Raw genomic sequence first — 18,102 nt, forward strand, 5'->3', positions numbered from 1 at the left:
TCCATTTTGGAAACTATGCATACGATGGGATACGAATCGACTGAAATCACAATCTGATGATGTGCGCCAGACTGGAAGCTTCCAGAAATCTACAACGGTTAAGCAGGAATAACGATGGTGTTAAAGGACTCCGGCTCCAGCTCCAAACGGTGTGTTGTTTCTCCGACAGACAGATTCAGCACGCGAGATTCCTTAAACGGGTTGGCGATGACCAGAACCTTTTGTCCGTCTGTATTTTGAAAAGCAACCGCATTTCCAGCCCATGAACCCCGAATTCCAATGCGTCTGGCCCCTGGTAATACAAAATGAGAAAAGTGCTTCATAACGTAATATTCCGGGTTCAGAATAGGTTTTCGATTCGCTGGATCCACGGTGATCATCGAATTTTGCTCCCAGCCCCATGTGCTCTTGCCTTTCGGCTCCAAAACCATATTCCAGTAAATATAAGCATTCACACCATTGGTGAAATAGTGCTGATACAGGTTATATACGTATTTGGCGTAGTCCCATGAGTTTTCTCCGTTTCCGCATTCATTTTCGGTTTGCATGTAACGAAGCTCAGGATAGCTGGCTACAGTGCGCTGAATGGCATTTTTGCCTGCCCATTGATAGCCTACCCCTTTAATATATTTATAGGCCTCGGGGTCACTCAACACGGTGTGGGCATACTCATCAAATCCGGTCGACGTCTTTTTCATTAATTCCTCCCACGGATCAGGGGCGTTAATGGTACCCAGCCAAATCTCTGTATCCAGCCCATGTTCCTCAAAAGCGGGCCCCAAATAGTTGCGAATAAATTCACGCAGCTGTTCTCCGGTCCATACACAGGAAGGGAACTTCTGATCGGCAATGACTTCATTTTGAACATGAACCTGGTGAATCGTAATGCCTGCCTTGCGGTATGCCTGAACAAATTTGACAAAGTACAATGCATACGCTTTCAAAATATCCTTTTCCCAGCGCAGTGTGCCGTAATTGTAAGCTTTGGGTGATTTCATCCATGTCGGTGGACTCCAGGGTGAGGCGAACAGCTTCAAGTCTGGATTGAGTTGTAACGCTTCCCGAATAAAAGGTATGAGATATTGCTGATCGCGCTCAATGGAAAAGTGCTTCATCTCCATGTCGCCATCCGTTTCATTGTGGCTGTACCATTCCAGCGCGTAATCACTCGCTCCAATAGGAAGTCGGCAGATTGTGAATTTGTGCTCGCCCTCCGGGTGAAAGAGAGCATGAAGCACCTGCTCTCGTTCTTCGCTGTCCAAATGATTCAGAGCTACATAACTCAATTCATTAAAACAGCCGCCAAAGCCCTCGACGAGCTGATATGCTTCTCCCGTAAGGGTTAGGTCGGCACTCTCTTGGGTTTCGGTCAAATGATGAGCTTGGGATTTCCAAGCATTAGCTTTGGAAGTGGAAAACCACTGAATGGTTTGATTGCTCATATGTTATCCCCCTGTTCAGGCTTTTTGTATCTCTACCTATTATAGGGTAGGATTTTAGGGGAAGAGATGGTCTGAGCGAAGACAAATTTGCCCTAATCCAAGGTGAAATTTGCGGATGGGAAGTTTCTGTAGATAAAAAGTAGTGAGAACACATAAAGTACACATCTCTTTGATATGCTGTTGTCCTAGAATGACCGAAAGAGGGAAGTCGATTTGAATAAAAGAGTTCTTCTCGTGGAGGATGAAATACGTATTCGTGAAGTGATTGCGGATTATTTTAAACAAAATAATTGGGAAGTCTATGAAGCAGGCAATGGAAAAGATGCACTCCTCTGGTTCGATTCGGTGCAACCGGAACTAATTATACTCGATATTATGATGCCTGAGCTGGATGGCTGGGAAGTATGCCGTCAGGTACGCAGCCGTTCAGGGGTACCGATTATTTTGCTGACGGCCAAATCCGGTGATGATGATAAAATATTGGGCTTTGAGCTGGGGGCAGATGACTACGTGACCAAGCCTTTCAGTCCCAAGGTGCTGATTGCCCGCGCGAACGCACTGATGAAACGGGTGGAGGGGCATGTGCAGCCGGAGTCGCATATTTTGCGTTTTGGCAGTGCTATGCTCAACACGATGGCTCATCGGCTTGAGGTGGATCAGGCGGAAGTTGAATTGACGCCCAAGGAGTATGAGTTGCTGCGGCTGCTTATACATAATAAAGGCATCGTAGTTTCACGGGATGCGATACTGAACCGGGTGTGGGGTATCAATTTTGAAGGGGATACACGAGTTGTCGATACGCATATCAAAAAGCTGAGAAGTAAGCTGGGCCGTGAATCACGCCATATTCGCACGGTTTTTGGCACAGGCTACAGGTTCGAGGAGGAAGAATGAACAAACGGGGAGTTACCTTTAAGTTGTTCATTATGACAGTTGTGTTTTTCCTGTGTTTTTACGGTATGGTGATTTTAAGTCAGCTGCTGTTTTTTGAAAATTTTTATCAGAAACAGAAGATTGGGCGTGTAGAAAGCCGTTTGCAAAGCTTCGGTCAAAGTTATGTCCAGGAGGCTTGGGGATCGGGCAGGGTTTCGCGTGAGGCGGCCCGCTTCATGCTTCAGAATAAAAACCAGTTGGCGATTGTAACGTTGGACGGCAAAGTAAAGCTGGATGATGCGTTTCATATCAGTCTCAGAAAAGCAGATGGTAAAGTCGTTAAAATATCGCTGTCTCTATTTATGAGTGAGCACGGAGATGAGCTGAGAGCTGCCCGGATTCAGCCTGGTGATCAGGTCACTGTGGAAGGTGAGATGTTGGGATCTGACGGCATCTCTTCTGCCAATTTAATTTATCCAACAGGCATACAGAAGCTCGGTTTCAATAATATAGGTTTAAACTCGGAAGAGACAAGCACAAATGACAGTGTAAGGCTGTCCGGTACGGTGACAGAGATTGTACTGCCGGATCTGAAAACCTGGAGCCAGCGTCAAGGCCTGCTGTTTAGTGCGCTGGAGGAATGGTTTCCTTTATCCCAGGATCATCTGGAGAGGCTCAAAAATTTTGAAGTGTTGGAAGAAGATTGGACAGAACCTTGGACAGGGGTACGAAATGCAGTTATCGTCCATCCTGTTCGTCAGAGCACAGGCGAGATCGATCTCTTGTTCACTGTGACATCGTTGCAGGAAATCAGTGAGACGAATGAGGCTCTACGATGGTTTTATCTGTACCTGGGGATCGGCGGTTTTGCACTCATTCTGATTTTGTCCCTGTTCTATTCCCGAATGGTAACCCGTCCGCTCATTACTTTGAATAATACCGCCAAGCGGATGGCCAAGCTCGATTTTACAGCCCATACGCCAATCCGGCAGAATGATGAGCTGGGCAGCCTGTCCTACAGCATGTATACCCTGTCCCAGAACCTGGACACAGCTTTGCGCGAGCTTCAGGAGGCCAATCAGCAATTGGTCGAGGACATGGAACAGAAGCAGAGGATGGAGGCTGTGCAACAAGACTTTTTTGCCAATGCTTCTCATGAGCTGAAAACCCCGTTAAGTATCATCAAGGGATTCGCAGAAGGACTACAAGATGGGGTTAGCGCGGGGAAGCAGGATCATTATATGAAGGTCATTGTAGAGGAAGCGGACAAAATGGAGCGATTGGTCAAGGATATGCTAGACCTTGCCAAATTGGAGTCTGGAACCCTCAAGCTTCGCAAGGCGACCTTTATCCTGAGTGAGCTGGTGGAGGAGGTTGTGGATAAGCTATTCCATCTGTTGAAGGAGAAGAAGCTGGAAGTGGTTATTATTCCTGCCAATGAGCTGCCGATTCATGCCGATATAGGATGGATGGAACAGGTGATTATCAACTTTGTTGTCAACGCCATACGGCATGCCGAGGAAGGAAGCTCCATCACGATTCGTATCGAAGGCTCTGGGGAAGTCAATACGTTTTCCATTGAAAATAAGGGTGAGACCATCCCAGACGATCAGTTGGAGCTGATATGGAATCGTTTTTACCGGGCCGAGCTCTCCCGTAGCCGTCAGACAGGTGGGACAGGACTCGGGCTATCGATCGTTAAACGAATTCTCGATTTACACGAATTCCGCTATAAGGCGGAGAATACCAAGGACGGCGTCCGTTTTGTCGTTATATTCGGAGGCTAAGCTACGGCAAAGGAGTTAAGAGTATGAAATGGAATTGGTTGCCCTCACTATGCACGATTGCAAACCTGGGGGCAGGGGTCTTATCCCTGTATTTCACGATTCATGAGCAATACATGACCGCTTTTATTCTTGTGGTGGTGGCTGCTTTATGGGATGTATTAGACGGTTTGCTGGCAAGGCTGCTGCATTGCTCCAGTGATTTTGGCAAACAGCTTGATTCGCTGGCGGATGTGGTCTCATTTGGGGTTGCCCCTGCTTTCTTGATCTTGTTATACAAGCTGGGAGATACTCATTGGATAGGACCGCTTGTAGCTGTGTTGTTTGTGATATGCGGTGCGGTGAGGTTGGCAAGATTCAACCTGATGGCTTTTAGCAAAGGCTTTGTTGGCATGCCCATTACGGCCGCAGGTGTGATTTTGTCCTTTATGTTTTTATGGAGTGAGCATTTGAAGCCGGGGGTGTTGCTGGCACTCATGGTAGTGCTGTCATTCCTAATGGTTAGCCGTATTCCCTTCCCGTCCTTCAAAAAATAATCGGTCAGGAGGTGGCGTCCCTATGGAATGGGCCATCAGCATGATTACACAATACGGATATATCGCTATTTTTGCACTTCTTGCCCTTGGAATTATAGGGCTACCCGTTCCTGATGAAATTATTATGGTGTTTGTCGGCTATCTATCTTCTATCATGGTACTGAATTATTCCCTATCTATATTAGTCAGTTTCATTGGGGCGATGACAGGGATGATGATCAGTTACACGCTAGGCAAAAAGCTGGGTCAGCCATTGGTTGATAAGCACGGCAAGTGGGTGGGACTGACACCGAAGCGGTTTGCACGGGTAAAAGGATGGTTTGCACGCTTTGGGTTGTGGACCATTTTGTTCGGTTATTTTATTCCAGGAGTCAGACATGCAACAAGCTATTTGTCGGGGATTAGCGCGATGCCTGTCCGAAAATATATGCTGGTGGCCAGCGCCGGTTCTCTGGTATGGACACTGATCTTTATCTCTATTGGTTACATTGCGGGGGCGAATATAAATTTTCATTAAGGTGACCGCAAAAGTAATGTAGCATTTTTCATGTATTGCACCGATAATATAATATAAAAGAACCTGTACAACCAGTGAGGGGATCTGTATTGAATGCACTAATGAAGTATATTGAAAAGTTACCTGGTTTTCTGCAAATAATCTTGAACATCTCGCTGTTTCTGGTCGGGCTGATTTTAAGCTTCTTACTTCTAAAAGAAACATGGTCCATATTTTCATATGTGTTCTTGTATACAGAAGCCGACAAAAATTACTATGAATTCACGGAAGAACTGCTTGTATTCTTCTTGTATTTTGAATTCATTGCATTAATAGTTAAGTACTTTAAAACCAATTTTCATTTTCCATTACGTTATTTCATCTATATTGGGATTACGGCCGTCATCAGGCTCATTATTGTGGACCATGATGATGCTCAAAATACATTCTGGTGGTCCATTGCTATCCTAGTCATGGTAGGTTCTCTATTGATTGCTAACAGTAAATTATTAAAGAGAGAAAGTTAATGCCGAGGAAGATTGCAAGGGTGACAGTCAAGTAGGAGAGAGGGAATAAAGACGAATGGTAAGAAACTGGATGAATCATGCAGGCGTCAGGCGGGCAGCTGTCCTTGCGATAATCGTTTTACTGCTCTTTATGTTAAGAAGCATGATGAATATTATTTTGTTAACACTGTTGCTTACGATCTTGATTGGCAGTATATATAACGGTGTGAATAAGCTGATCAAGCGGTTCGCCAATGTGCCGCCTATGATCGTGCTGCTACTGGTATACGGGTTGCTGATCCTGATTATCGTGTGGGGAGTTTACCGAATGGTGCCGCTAATCAGCGTACAGGTCAAGCAGGTGTATCTCATGATTCAGCAAGCCTACATGTATCCTGATCGTAACCAATGGAACGAAACGATTATTGAATTTATGGACACGCTCAATGTTCAGCGGTTATTTGAGCCTGGCTGGAATGCGGTAATGAAAATCAGCCAACTGGGAACACAACTGCTGGTATCGATTATTTTGAGTTTGTTCTTTCTGATGGAAAAATCCTATATTACACGCTTTACAGCTACGTTTGTGGATAGTAAGCTGGGTTGGTTCTTCAAGGAAGTGGGCCATTTTGGACGCATGTTTCTGGGTACATTCGGGAAGGTGCTGGAAGCTCAACTATTGATTTCACTCATTAACTGTATATTGACGACGACAGCTCTTTGGATTATGGGTTTTCCCAATCTGCTCGGCCTCGCGCTCATTATATTCTTGTTGGGGTTGGTGCCAGTGGCGGGTGTATTTATTTCCCTGATCCCGCTCGGTCTGATTGCTTTTAGCGTCGGAGGAATCAATTATGTGATTTACTTGGTTATTCTGATCGTAGTTATTCATGCGATTGAAGCCTATTTCCTGAACCCGAAGCTGATGTCATCCAAAACCAATTTACCGATCTTCTTCACCTTTGTTGTATTGATCTTCTCTGAGCATCTAATTGGGGTGTGGGGCTTGATTGTAGGTATTCCGTTGTTTGTCTTCTTCCTTGACTTGATTGGAGTACAACGCAAGCAAGAGAAGGATACCTAATATATTTACGACAGATACGAACATAGTAGTGACCATGGATTCTTCATCATGAATGCCTGCGAAGCCGCAGGCATTTTTTTGATTTTCCTGGCGTTGACTGTAGTACACTGAGTATCCAAGATAAGATATTGTTAAAGGAAACGAGATGATATGGGTGGAACAAAAGATTAAGGTATTGGCTATATCGGGGAGCCTTCGTCAAAAGTCTTCCAACACCGCGCTTATGAAGGCTACTATTGGATTGGCTTCTGAAAATATATCATTCATAGTTTATGATGGATTGGGGGATCTGCCCCATTTTAATCCTGACTTGGATGTAGAGGAGGGGCCGGCTTCCGTAAGAGAGCTACGGGAGCAATTGAAACAAGCCGATGGAGTGCTGATCTGTACGCCGGAATATGGGAATGGTGTGCCGGGTGCTTTGAAAAATGCCTTGGACTGGCTCGTATCTTCAGGTGAATTTGTAAACAAGCCTACAGCGGTCATTAGCGCTTCACCGTCCCCTATGGGCGGCAATCTGGCTCATGCTTCGCTACTGCTCACATTGCAAATGATCAATGCAGAGATTGTGGAAAATGGAAAGGTCATTATTCCGCATATCACATTGAAGCTGAATCAAGAAGGCATCATTACAAATGCTGAAACTAGACAGGAGCTGGAAGCATTACTTCAAGGGCTTGGGCAAGCTTGCCGAGGAAAGGTATAGAGAAATTCAAAGCAGATCCTTCATTATAGAAGGATCTGCTTTTTCGGATGGCCACCTACTTCGTATTCAATTCAATAAGCTTTCATAGACCTTTAAGCGGGCATACACCGTTTCAAGTATCGGATATGAAATATTACTGCTAGAAGCCAATGCCAGAAGTGCACCATGCAGATGGCTTGCTTCAACCGGTAGATTTTTCTGCATATCACGTTGCATGGAAGACATCATCTCAGGCTTTAAGGAATCCATCGTTTTTAGCGTATGTGCTTCCATTTCTGAATGAATAGGCATATCTGCATTGCGTGCGATTGTGACGATTTCATGCAGTAGCCTTTTATAGATTGCACGCGATTCGGGCGTGGCGAGTATAGGTCCGACGGAGGTACCCATCAGGGTTGTGATTCCGCTCATGCTGGCAATAAATATATACTTCTGCCAAATTTCACGCTGAATGTCATGACTGTGTGTGACTGTGAAGCCTGCATGATCAAGATGGCTACATAGTAGTTGCGCCCGCTCTGAGTTTTCTCCATCCCATTCACCAAAAACAATGCGGTGGAACGGGCTTGTCTGAACGATAGAGCCTTTGTGATTTAACGTCGTTTCAATAGAACAAAGCCCACCCAGCACTTTTTCAGCTCCGAAATATTCACGCAAAGATTTAAAATGTTCATAACCGTTAAGTAACGGAAGAATCATTGTATTTTTGCCAATATAAGGCGCTAGATCGGGCCGCAATGGAGGCAGGTGGTACGCTTTGACCGCGAGAATAATACAGTCAAATGGCTCAGCAGCTTCACCATAGGTAATAGCCTGAATCGGTGTCTGAAAATCTCCGTGCACACTTTGAATCGTAAGACCGTTTTCTGCCAAATGAAGCTTCTTGGAAGGGCGGACGAGAAAGGTTACATCTTCTCCCTTTTGAACCAGGCGTCCCCCGAAATAGCCTCCAATAGCTCCTGCACCCACAACTAGAAACCGCATCATAGGGTCCCTGCCTTTCCTAACTTAGTTTTTGAAAAACAAAAAAACCTTCCAGCACATTGCTGAAAAGGTCCGAAAGGCAAAAAAAGAGTCAATTTGCGACCGTTCTTTTGTCTCGGTCCTTTCGGATCAGAGCAAAATCCAACGAGTTCACCTCCATAGGCTCACGCTTATACTTATTAAATTACACCTTACCAGAGTACCGTTCGAATATATCGATACAGCCTCTCAGGGAAGTATACCAGAATATAGGGTTCCTGTCCCATATAAATCCAATCCGAACAGCGTGTGTGTGATGGTATCCATAAAGCACGAACCTAGTGTATATGGAGCGTATAGAGGTGATATAATAGGGCGCAATAGGTTTATAGACCGATAACTTGGAGCAGAGGAGAGAAGGCTGATGTTTGAGCAAATTGTAGCGTATGGTCTGAGTCAAAAAGAGGCTGTTAAGGATTATCCATTTGGTGCTGATCCCCTGGTACTAAAGGTAGGGGGCAAGATGTTTGCTCTCCTGACTGAAAAAGATGGCATTAGCCACGTATCCTTGAAATGTGACCCGGTCATTGCAGAAAACCTGCGTGAGCAGAACAAGGCCATTAAACCAGGCTATCATTTGAACAAAAGGCATTGGAATACGATAGAGGTTGATAACAGCTTCCCGTTGGAGGATTTGTACAGCATGATCGACCATTCGTATGAGCTGGCCTTCAAGGGCTTAACCAAAGCGCAACGCGAAGCGATTACGATGAGGATACGGACAACGGATATGTAAAGGGCTGGTAAAGCACTTACATAACACTTTTACAGTTTTACTTGACAGAAAACAACTAAAGATATATTCTTAATTTAAAGATAATTTATTTGAAAATAATATCAAGGAGTGGACCTGAATATGAGCGAACTGGTGAATGTTATTCAAGAGAGAAGATCGGCTTCTAAATTTATTCCTGATGTTACTATAGATGCAAAAGAACTGGAAGAGATATTTCAGCTGGTGAAGTTCGCTCCATCGGCTTTTAATTTACAGCATGCGCGTTATATCGTAGTGCGGGATGCAGAAATCAAACAAAGGCTGCATGATGAGGCAAGTAAGCAGTATAAAATATTAACTGCTTCGGCCACCATTATAGTGCTGGGTGATACAGAGGCTTATACCAAGGTAGCTGACCTCAACGAAGGGTTCCTGAATTTGGGTGTTCTGAGCAAGCAGGAATATGATAGCACAGTAGAATCGGTAACTCAGTTTTATCGCGAGCGGGGACCTGTCTTCCAGAGAGAAGAAGCAATTCGTAATGCCAGCCTGTCGGCTATGCAATTTATGTTGATTGCCAAGGACAAAGGCTGGGATACTTGTCCGATGATCGGTTTTGACCCGGCGAAGGTGCAGGAAGTACTGAATATCCCAGAGCAATTTGTACCCGTGATGATGATCACCTTGGGAAAAGAGGACGAATCAGGTCAGCGGGCAAGAGGATATCGCAAGCCAGTTGGACAGTTTGTTAGCTACAATGGATTTTGAAATTTGTAAATCATCATGTTCATTAAGGAGTGACTGAGATGTCTTTGAAAACCGCTGGAATTCACCATATTACGTCCTTTGCAGGCGATCCGCAGGGCAATGTTGACTTTTATGCAGGTGTGCTTGGTTTGAGATTGATCAAAAAGACAATTAACTTTGACGCTCCAGAAGTATATCACTTGTATTTTGGGAATGAAGAAGGCAACCCGGGAACGATCATTACCTTTTTTCCGGCTCCGGGTACACGCAAGGGTAAAATTGGAGGCGGGCAAGTCGGGATTACGACGTATGTCGTGCCGCTGGGCTCGCTGGATTACTGGGAAAACCGTCTGCACAGCTTGAAGGTATCCTTCACGAAGGCTACTCGCTTTGGCGAGTCATTCATCCAGTTCCGAGACAATGAGGGCTTGCATCTGGAACTGGTGGAGCGCGAGGAAGGCCCGGTGAACACGTGGACAGCCGGAGGCGTGCCTACAGATAAAGCGATCAAAGGCTTTGGAGGAGCAGTGCTCTACAGTGCGGATTCCAAGCACACCCAAGGCGTGCTGGAGAATGTTCTGGGCATGACTCCCATCGGTGAAGACGCAGATGCGGGCTATATCCGTTATCAGACGACTGGGGATTTGGGCAACCTGATCGACATTCCAGTCAAGGATGTACCGTGGGGGAACGGCGGCGCCGGTACGGTTCACCATATTGCGTGGCGCGCGCAGGACGACACCGAACATCAGGCGTGGAACGAATGGGTTCGTCAGCATGGTTTTGGGACGAGTGGCATTGTAGATCGCCAATACTTCAATGCCGTATACTTCCGCGAGCAAGGCGGTATATTATTCGAGATCGCAACCGATCCGCCCGGATTTACGGTGGATGAGGAATTGAATGAGTTGGGGCACAAGCTGATGCTGCCTGAATGGTATGAGCCTCAGCGCGCCCAGATTGAATCTAATCTGGTTCCCATTGAGCCTAGAGTGCTCAAACAGGATGAATCGGTTTGAGCAGGACAATCACATATGGAACATTAAAAGGTCCAATGCGGGAAGATTTCCACCCTCATTGGACCTTTTGGGTTCTGAAGTGTCAGTATCGTAAAAATAAGCGTGGAAGAGCTGGTTAGATCATGAGTAGCTCACGAATTTCCAGCTCGGTCAGTGCTGAAAGGCTTTCTTGCCCCGGCTGAATGACCTGGTCGATCAGGTTTTTCTTTTTTTGCTGTAGCTCATACATTTTGTCCTCTACCGTACCTTGGGCGACGAGCCGAATAACCTGCACAACTTTTTTCTGGCCCATTCGGTGTGCACGGTTGGTAGCCTGCTCCTCTACAGCGGGATTCCACCACAGGTCATATAGAATAACGGTATCTGCGCCGGTGAGGTTCAGACCCGTACCTCCTGCCTTGAGGGAAATCAGGAACAGCTCGCGTTCTCCTTCGTTGAAGCGACTGCACAGCTCGACTCGTTCGGGGGCAGGAGTCTGTCCATCCAGGTAAAAGTAGGGAACCCCTTCACGGGAAAGCTCGCGTCCGACCATTTGAAGCATCGTAGTGAACTGTGAAAAAATGAGCATCCGCTTCCCGGAGCCGAGACATTCCGTAATAATCTCCAACAGTTGTTCAAATTTAGCCGAGCTTCCCGTATATCCTTCGATGAATAAGCCCGGATGACAGCAGAGCTGACGAAGCCGGGTCAGACCTGCTAGAATTTTGATCCGGTTTTTCTGAAATCCTTCTTCGTTGAGATGCTTCAACGTTTCATGCTGTAGCTTGGCCAGATAAGCCGTGTACAGCTTTTTCTGATCCGGCAGAAGCCGTGATACCTGCACGGATTCGATTTTTTCCGGCAGTTCCTTAAGAACATCGCTCTTCAGACGGCGCAGCAGGAACGGACGAACCCGCTTGGCAATCACATTGCGAGGCAGGTTGTGAAACGCTCTTTTTCCGCCGGGAAATAGCTCAGGAAATACAACGTCGAAGATGGACCATAGTTCTTCCAACGTATTCTCGATAGGGGTTCCTGTCAGGGCAAAGCGGTAACGGGCTTGTACATCCTTAACTGCCTGTGCCGTCTGGGTGGCATGATTCTTGAACGCTTGCGCCTCGTCCAGAATAAGCGTATGAAACGATGGCTTGCTGTACACCTCTGCATCGCGCCGCAGCAGCGGATAGGATGTAATAATGACGTCATAACTGGTGGCATCCCGTATAATCCGGCCTCGTTCCTCCGGGCTGCCATCGGCAATAGTGACGCGAATATGCGGGGCGAATTTCTCCAGTTCATTCCGCCAATTGTATACCAGTGATGCAGGGGATACAATCATGGCTGGAAGCTGTTGACTGCGAATCTCCGGCAATACAGAGACGAGGAAGGCAATGCTTTGCAGCGTTTTGCCCAGCCCCATATCATCTGCCAAAATACCTCCAAAACGGTAATGTGCCAAGGTCTTAAGCCATTGAAAACCGTAGACCTGATAATCTCTTAAGATTGGGGCGAGCGTGACGGGTACGGGAAAGTCAAGATGATCAGGATTGCGTATATTTTCTAGCAACTGGCGAAAGGTTTTACCCAAGGTCAGATTTTTCACATGATCGTGAGGATCAATCAAGTACAGCCCCTGTGTGACTGGGATCCGAATTTGCGCTGCATCCAGATCGCTTTTGCGGATACCTGTTTCGTTCATGAACCGAATTAACTCCTTGTACTCCTCTGTTTCCAGCGGTAGCAAGGCGCCATTCGGGAGACGGTGATATCTCTGTTTTTCTTCCAGCGATTGGAGCAGTTTGCGAATTTCCGATTCTGGTATACCCTCAATATCAAATTTAAATTCAAGCCAATCTGTACGTTCGTCCCATTCCGCTCGTATTCTTGGGACAGGTAGCGTATTATTGATTTTCGCTTTGACTGCACCTGTGGCATAGACGTCCAGTAGCTTTTCCAGTTGCGGTACAGTATGGTACAAAAAGTCATACTCTGCATCTTCATCTTCCATAAAATATCCGCTGTCTGTTCTGGCGAAGGAGCTATGCTCCATCAGTTCCAAAATCCGCTGCTCCTGTTCCCCATCACGTATCAGAATACGATCGTTACCTGGCGTTCGTGCATCTGTTTCCAACGGATTGATGATGATGTCTCCATATTGGAATTCCAGTCCTGCCAGCAGCTTGTCTCTTACCCGGTCCAGATACAGCTTGGCCTTCAACGGATGCTGGGCGACCCGATCTGAGACAGCACGTGTCATATGGACACGTCCCAGCTTCATTAACCCGGGCACGACCTTATCCATAAATGATTCCATCTGTTCTGGTGCAATCTGGACTGCTCGTCTGTGATGTACTTCGACCATCCGTTTGAGCTCGGACAAACGCCGTAAGGAATCAGCCTTCTGCTTGACAAGCTTGCCATCGGCAATGACGACACCGTAGTCCTCCATGATGGTCAAGTCATCTAATCCTTGAATGCTTAGCTGGTAGCCTTCACTTGTGGCTTCGGTCTCATCAAATTCAAATTGCAGCGGAAGCATCAGGTCGGACTGGGGGATACCTTCGCTCATGTTTCCGTGAATTTCAAAGTAGACGCCCTGTGCTGCTGTCAGCAAGGGGAGCAGCCTATCCCAGGCCGCGGGCGGGATGAGAAGCATTCGCTCACCACTCATATGACTGCCGGAGGCTGAATACGTACCAGAGGTTTCCCGAATCATGCGCTCCTGGTGGCACACCTGAGATAATTGCTGGAGGATAGCGTCATGTTCAGCTCGGAAGCGGTACAGCTCCGGCTCGTAAGAGAAGCTTTTCGTGAACATGTAGCTATCCCCACGGTCGATACAATCCAGAAACGGGCGGATTTTCTGAACGATGTATAATCGTTTGGGGCCAGCCTTCATTTCTATCCCAAACATATATTTTTGGTAACCGTAGGCAAAAGGCCGAATGACAAATTGAAAATCCAAGATCGCGCGAGTATCCAGCAGCGCAGGTGTGCTGCGAAGCGGTCTTTTGCGACCGAATAGTTTTAACATACTGTCGGTTAACTGGAGATCCCCTTGTGTGATGCCTGAGGATCGTGACTTTCTGGTTGTGTGTTCATTTGGGTCATCTGTAGATGTGTACATCTCGTCTGAACCTATACTTCCTGCTGGATCGGGAGCGGTGCCGGGATGAAGTCTGGAGACATAGGAACGTACGGACACACTTTTCCCACGTCGCATATCATAAGCATTTAGGAGAACAGCGGCAATATGTTTGCAATAACGTCCGGTGGTCTGAAATGAGCTACAGGTGCATTCCGCGCGGATACTGCCGTTGGGCCGGATCATCGCAGCAACAGCATAAAAGCCGCTTCCTTTGACTGTAGCTTCATACACACCTTCATTATGATCTATTTGTGTAAAGGCCACCTTTTTGGCCCGGTAATAGGCATCCCCGTCGTCGTAAGCAGATTGACTGCATAGTTGTCTGATCGCTCGCCGGGTAAGTTCAAAACTCATAGTTCGTAATCCTTTCCTGAGTTATTCCGTTTTCTACATGATAACAGAACAGACAGGGGGAAAGACACTTGAGTACGGAATGTAATTTTACGAACAAGGAGAGAGGACAGAAAAAAAGCAGGCCTTGGTCCGTCATTGAACCAAAGTCTGCCAGGTGGCTACAGCTATATTATATGTCGGGCAGTCCTTCTTCTTGCTTATGAACACCCAGCGCGTTACGTGCCATCTCCATATATTCATCTAGTCCGGATTTGAGGGCGAATTCGGCGATAAGCACAGGGTAAGCCGCGGTCAGTTCAATGATGTGTTCGCTCATACGCGGCCATACACGTCCGCCTGCTGCCTTGTAAAACTTCAATAGACGAGCAAGCTCTACTTCTCCGAACAAAGTATAGTAACTCGTAAAATCAATCGCTGGATCAGCTACTTCGGCCTCGGTCCAGTCCAGCATTCCAGTAACCTCTGTATTCGATGAGACTAGAATATGGCCTGGGTGCAGATCGCCGTGGACAAGTGCGGAATATTCCGGCCAGTAGCTATCATCTGCCAGCCAGGCCTGCCATCGTTGCCACAGCTCCCCGGATACACCAAAGACGCGCTGTGTTTCTTCCATTCGCTGACCCATTAAGTGCCGAACTTCGTCGTGTTGCTTTACGCGGACACCGAAATCGGCTGCCCGTCGGTGATCCGTCTGGTGCAACGCGGCTAAGGCTTTAGCGAGCGAAGCAACGAATCTATCCGTCAGAGCATCTGGGTTGATGAACCATACATAGCTTTTTGTTTCCATATCAATAGTAGCGGCAGGAGTGCCCTCCAGCTGAGGATAGGCGATGAACTCTGGACTATATACCTGCCAATCCGGTACCGCTACAGGTAGCGTATCACGAATCAACCGAAGCACTTTGTGCTCGTAAGCCGCTGATTGGACCACATCTATTCGTCGCGGTGTACGTAAAACCCAAGGGGTACCCTGAACGTCTTTGGCGAATAGGGCCCGGAAATCCAGCCCGGACTCGTTGAGCTCCAATCCTTCATGTCGTATGTGAAGCCCGTTGCTTTGGGCAAGGGCCAATATATCGCTAACATCTTTTGAGTTAGTCAAGGGACGCTTTTCAGTCATATGAAACACACCTCATTGTTCAGATTTAGTCTTAAAAAAAGGCAACTTAAACAAGCTTCAACCCTTCATGTGAAAAACGAGTTGAGCTTCATGCAGAAGTCTATCCTTTTATCTGAGACGCATGTAGTGAGTACACATGAATGAGCAAACCTCCTTTTACAAAATAGGGTATCTAACCCAGCACCAATATACCATCCGACATTCGAGGATGTCTACAATATACGGAATAATGTACATAGCTTCCCCAGTTCGCTTATCTGTGAGTTAGAGAAGTTTTTACAACCTGCACATTGCAAGATACAATGGAAGTATTAGAGAAAGGAGACGGATACTTTTGCAAAAAGAAGACAATAAAACCGATTCCAAATCCGGCTCATCCAAATGGTATCTTGGTAGTGCAGCAGCATTGCTCCTGTTGAAAGGCAAATCGTTACTTGCCCTTTTAAAATTCAGTAAATTTGGCGGTGCGCTGATCTCTATGGCATTTACGATTGGCACGTATGCGATCATATACCCGTGGGGATTTGCGGTTGGGTTCGTGTTGCTGTTATTTGTGCATGAGCTGGGGCATGTATTGGCTGCCAAACGCAAGGGGCTTCCGGTGTCGACACCGTTATTTATTCCTTTTCTCGGTGCGTTAATCACCATGAAACGACATCCTTTGGATGCCCAGACAGAGGCTTACGTAGCCATGGGCGGCCCGTTATTGGGGACGGTTGGGGCTATGGCAGTATACGCAGGAGCGTATGCAACAGACAGTCCACTTTTGTATGCACTAGCATATATCGGTTTTTTCCTGAACCTGATCAATTTACTGCCGATTCATCCGCTCGATGGAGGACGGATTTCTACAGCAGTGACACGTTGGTTATGGCTAGTGGGCCTACTGGGTGGGATTGTAGTGATTGTGTATTTGAAATCCATTTTATTTTTCTTTATTTGGGCATTATTTGCCTATGATTTATACAAAAAATATGTCAAACGCAATAAAAAAGACGTCAAGGTTCAGTCGTTATTACAGAAGCCACTGGTTGACGTACAGCATTTGTATGAGCAAGGATATCCGCTGCCTGGGCCGGAGCATACGCGCAGACTATCCTTTAATACCTACTCGGATCTGGAGGGGCAGCAATATGTAACGGTATATATGGAAAGTCTGGATGTGGAGCATACGCTTCTGCTGCCCCAGCAGTGTCTTGTCCAGCATGTATGGCTGAACGGTGTAGAACATATACCGACCCCGGATGCGTATCAGCTCAGATTGCTGTGTGGGATTGACTACATTCCGTTTGAAAATGATAAATATTACGAAGTACCCGCTGCATCACGCTGGAAATTCGGAATCGGGTACTTGGGATTGGCCTTATTCCTGATGGGGATGATGTATGTAGTACATCAGCACATAGGAGATATCAGGCTATGATTCGCAGGATAGGAACTTCACCATCAATATAGATTATTAAGGCAATGAAACTCATTAGAAAATAAAGTAAAAAGAGCGCGACAGCCGCAATATACGGTGTCGTGCTCTTTTTCATATGATTAACGCAGTGGAGCCATTGTTATCCTTCCTTATGTCTAGCTCCTTTGCTCATCCGTAATCGGTTTTAACGTCTGGCGGTATTTTAGCGGGCTAGTACCTGTCCAGCGCTTGAACTGTCTGCTGAAATGAGCCAGACTGGAGTATCCCAGTAGGGAAGCTACCTTGTTTAGCGGTAGATTGGGTTGCTGGATCAGCACCTTAGCCTCATGCAGCTTGGTCTCCGATAGATAGTGACGTGGTGAATAGCCGTAGACCTTGCGGAACACTTCCTGCGCATAGCCTGGACTGATCCCAAGGGAAGCCGCCACATCTTCAAGTCGGAACGTCTGCTCACCAGATTCATCCCCCCGATAAGGCTTGAACCTCGATTGAATTGCTTCCATAATGGCCTTGGCATATTGAACGGATGAAGGTGCAATTCTCGGCTCCAATCCCGTAGAAATCATTTGCGAGAATATCCCGAATAGCTCGAACAAAGCAATCTGCATGCGAAAGCGATCCGCTGTCGTATATTCTCCGTTCTCCCGCACCATGCTAATCCAGCTATGGACCACCTTTTGCAGCTTGGTATTGGTTTCAGTGCCTGCCGGGAAAAAGAGCTGATTGTTCTTAATCATTTCTTGACGGAACAGCGGATCATCAACATTAAAATGGGTGCTAAAATAATACATTCCATCCGGGGATACACACTGAGTTACATGCTTGAATCCTGGTGGAATCATTAAAATATCACCCTTTCCCACCGAGTATACGTTATTCTCCATTATCGTTTCCTGACGACCTTCTAAAATGAGAGCAATTTCAAAACCAATATGAGACTCCTCAGGCATGCACCAATCCGCTTTGACCCGATGAATATGAGCGCCAAAAAATTTCACATTCCAGTCGATAATGGGCAGCCATTGACAATCATGGAATAGAGCTGGATCAACATCCGGATTTAATATCATCAGATCACCTTCGATTAGGGCAAATTTTACACCGCTTAGACAATCTCATTGTACCTAACATTCATCTATAATAAAAG

General features: G+C 46.5%; 16 protein-coding genes. 11 read left to right on the top strand and 5 right to left on the bottom strand.

Annotated features, from left to right (window positions below; genetic code table 11):
- Positions 1–98: 98 nt before the first annotated feature.
- Positions 99–1,442 (bottom strand): glycoside hydrolase family 30 protein, encoded by a 1,344-nt coding sequence (locus PPM_RS03500; RefSeq protein ID WP_013369313.1) that lies wholly within the window; start codon positions 1,440–1,442, stop codon positions 99–101.
- 213 nt (positions 1,443–1,655) lie between these two features.
- Here PPM_RS03500 and PPM_RS03505 point away from each other — a divergent pair, with 213 nt between their 5' ends.
- The 7 genes from PPM_RS03505 to PPM_RS03535 all read left to right on the top strand — a co-directional run bounded on the left by PPM_RS03505 (position 1,656) and on the right by PPM_RS03535 (position 7,427).
- Positions 1,656–2,336 (top strand): response regulator transcription factor, encoded by a 681-nt coding sequence (locus PPM_RS03505; RefSeq protein WP_014599457.1) that lies wholly within the window; start codon positions 1,656–1,658, stop codon positions 2,334–2,336.
- Complete coding sequence (locus tag PPM_RS03510; protein WP_013369315.1) at positions 2,333–4,102, top strand: sensor histidine kinase; 1,770 nt, start codon at positions 2,333–2,335, stop codon at positions 4,100–4,102. Before PPM_RS03505 ends, PPM_RS03510 begins: the two co-directional genes overlap by 4 nt.
- A gap of 23 nt (positions 4,103–4,125) precedes the next feature.
- Complete coding sequence (pssA, locus tag PPM_RS03515; RefSeq protein WP_013369316.1) at positions 4,126–4,635, top strand: CDP-diacylglycerol--serine O-phosphatidyltransferase; 510 nt, start codon at positions 4,126–4,128, stop codon at positions 4,633–4,635.
- 22 nt (positions 4,636–4,657) lie between these two features.
- A complete protein-coding gene (locus PPM_RS03520) occupies positions 4,658–5,152 on the top strand; it encodes a DedA family protein (protein ID WP_013369317.1) in 495 nt (164 codons plus the stop codon).
- 89 nt (positions 5,153–5,241) lie between these two features.
- The gene (gene psiE, locus PPM_RS03525) at positions 5,242–5,658 is read left to right on the top strand and encodes a phosphate-starvation-inducible protein PsiE (protein WP_013369318.1); all 417 of its coding nucleotides are present in this window, start codon (positions 5,242–5,244) and stop codon (positions 5,656–5,658) included.
- A 55-nt stretch (positions 5,659–5,713) separates the two neighbouring features.
- On the top strand, positions 5,714–6,721 hold the full coding sequence (locus PPM_RS03530; RefSeq protein WP_013369319.1) for an AI-2E family transporter: 1,008 nt from the start codon (positions 5,714–5,716) through the stop codon (positions 6,719–6,721).
- A 145-nt stretch (positions 6,722–6,866) separates the two neighbouring features.
- A complete protein-coding gene (locus PPM_RS03535; protein WP_013369320.1) occupies positions 6,867–7,427 on the top strand; it encodes an NADPH-dependent FMN reductase in 561 nt (186 codons plus the stop codon).
- Positions 7,428–7,493: 66 nt separating this feature from the next.
- On the opposite strand, the gene PPM_RS03540 is transcribed toward PPM_RS03535, so the two are convergent.
- Complete coding sequence (locus PPM_RS03540; protein WP_013369321.1) at positions 7,494–8,411, bottom strand: ketopantoate reductase family protein; 918 nt, start codon at positions 8,409–8,411, stop codon at positions 7,494–7,496.
- 403 nt (positions 8,412–8,814) lie between these two features.
- Between PPM_RS03540 and PPM_RS03545 the strand changes: the two genes are divergently transcribed.
- From PPM_RS03545 to PPM_RS03555, 3 genes are all read left to right on the top strand, one after another.
- The gene (locus PPM_RS03545) at positions 8,815–9,186 is read left to right on the top strand and encodes an MmcQ/YjbR family DNA-binding protein (protein ID WP_013369322.1); all 372 of its coding nucleotides are present in this window, start codon (positions 8,815–8,817) and stop codon (positions 9,184–9,186) included.
- A 120-nt stretch (positions 9,187–9,306) separates the two neighbouring features.
- Positions 9,307–9,933, top strand: coding sequence for a nitroreductase family protein (locus PPM_RS03550; RefSeq protein WP_013369323.1), 627 nt, complete (start codon positions 9,307–9,309; stop codon positions 9,931–9,933).
- Between the two features lie 38 nt (positions 9,934–9,971).
- Positions 9,972–10,931, top strand: coding sequence for a ring-cleaving dioxygenase (locus PPM_RS03555; RefSeq protein ID WP_013369324.1), 960 nt, complete (start codon positions 9,972–9,974; stop codon positions 10,929–10,931).
- 115 nt (positions 10,932–11,046) lie between these two features.
- Here the strand turns inward: PPM_RS03555 and PPM_RS03560 are convergent, their stop codons facing one another.
- Positions 11,047–14,412 (bottom strand): DEAD/DEAH box helicase, encoded by a 3,366-nt coding sequence (locus PPM_RS03560; protein ID WP_013369325.1) that lies wholly within the window; start codon positions 14,410–14,412, stop codon positions 11,047–11,049.
- Between the two features lie 169 nt (positions 14,413–14,581).
- A complete protein-coding gene (locus tag PPM_RS03565; RefSeq protein ID WP_013369326.1) occupies positions 14,582–15,532 on the bottom strand; it encodes a macrolide 2'-phosphotransferase in 951 nt (316 codons plus the stop codon).
- Positions 15,533–15,866: 334 nt separating this feature from the next.
- Between PPM_RS03565 and PPM_RS03570 the strand changes: the two genes are divergently transcribed.
- The gene (locus PPM_RS03570; RefSeq protein WP_013369327.1) at positions 15,867–16,955 is read left to right on the top strand and encodes a site-2 protease family protein; all 1,089 of its coding nucleotides are present in this window, start codon (positions 15,867–15,869) and stop codon (positions 16,953–16,955) included.
- A gap of 155 nt (positions 16,956–17,110) precedes the next feature.
- Here PPM_RS03570 and PPM_RS03575 read toward each other — a convergent pair whose 3' ends face one another.
- Positions 17,111–18,025 (bottom strand): AraC family transcriptional regulator, encoded by a 915-nt coding sequence (locus tag PPM_RS03575; protein WP_013369328.1) that lies wholly within the window; start codon positions 18,023–18,025, stop codon positions 17,111–17,113.
- Positions 18,026–18,102: the final 77 nt, after the last annotated feature.

It is taken from the genome of Paenibacillus polymyxa M1 (assembly GCF_000237325.1).
Taxonomy (GTDB): Bacteria; Bacillota; Bacilli; order Paenibacillales; family Paenibacillaceae; genus Paenibacillus; species Paenibacillus polymyxa_C.

Coding starts and splice junctions, on each gene's coding strand:
- PPM_RS03500 (WP_013369313.1), bottom strand. CDS start 1,442: ATGAGCAATCAAACCATTCAGTGGTTTTCCACTTCCAAAGCTAATGCT.
- PPM_RS03510 (WP_013369315.1), top strand. CDS start 2,333: ATGAACAAACGGGGAGTTACCTTTAAGTTGTTCATTATGACAGTTGTG.
- pssA (WP_013369316.1), top strand. CDS start 4,126: ATGAAATGGAATTGGTTGCCCTCACTATGCACGATTGCAAACCTGGGG.
- PPM_RS03520 (WP_013369317.1), top strand. CDS start 4,658: ATGGAATGGGCCATCAGCATGATTACACAATACGGATATATCGCTATT.
- PPM_RS03530 (WP_013369319.1), top strand. CDS start 5,714: ATGGTAAGAAACTGGATGAATCATGCAGGCGTCAGGCGGGCAGCTGTC.
- PPM_RS03535 (WP_013369320.1), top strand. CDS start 6,867: ATGATATGGGTGGAACAAAAGATTAAGGTATTGGCTATATCGGGGAGC.
- PPM_RS03540 (WP_013369321.1), bottom strand. CDS start 8,411: ATGCGGTTTCTAGTTGTGGGTGCAGGAGCTATTGGAGGCTATTTCGGG.
- PPM_RS03545 (WP_013369322.1), top strand. CDS start 8,815: ATGTTTGAGCAAATTGTAGCGTATGGTCTGAGTCAAAAAGAGGCTGTT.
- PPM_RS03550 (WP_013369323.1), top strand. CDS start 9,307: ATGAGCGAACTGGTGAATGTTATTCAAGAGAGAAGATCGGCTTCTAAA.
- PPM_RS03555 (WP_013369324.1), top strand. CDS start 9,972: ATGTCTTTGAAAACCGCTGGAATTCACCATATTACGTCCTTTGCAGGC.
- PPM_RS03560 (WP_013369325.1), bottom strand. CDS start 14,412: ATGAGTTTTGAACTTACCCGGCGAGCGATCAGACAACTATGCAGTCAA.
- PPM_RS03565 (WP_013369326.1), bottom strand. CDS start 15,532: ATGACTGAAAAGCGTCCCTTGACTAACTCAAAAGATGTTAGCGATATA.
- PPM_RS03575 (WP_013369328.1), bottom strand. CDS start 18,025: ATGATATTAAATCCGGATGTTGATCCAGCTCTATTCCATGATTGTCAA.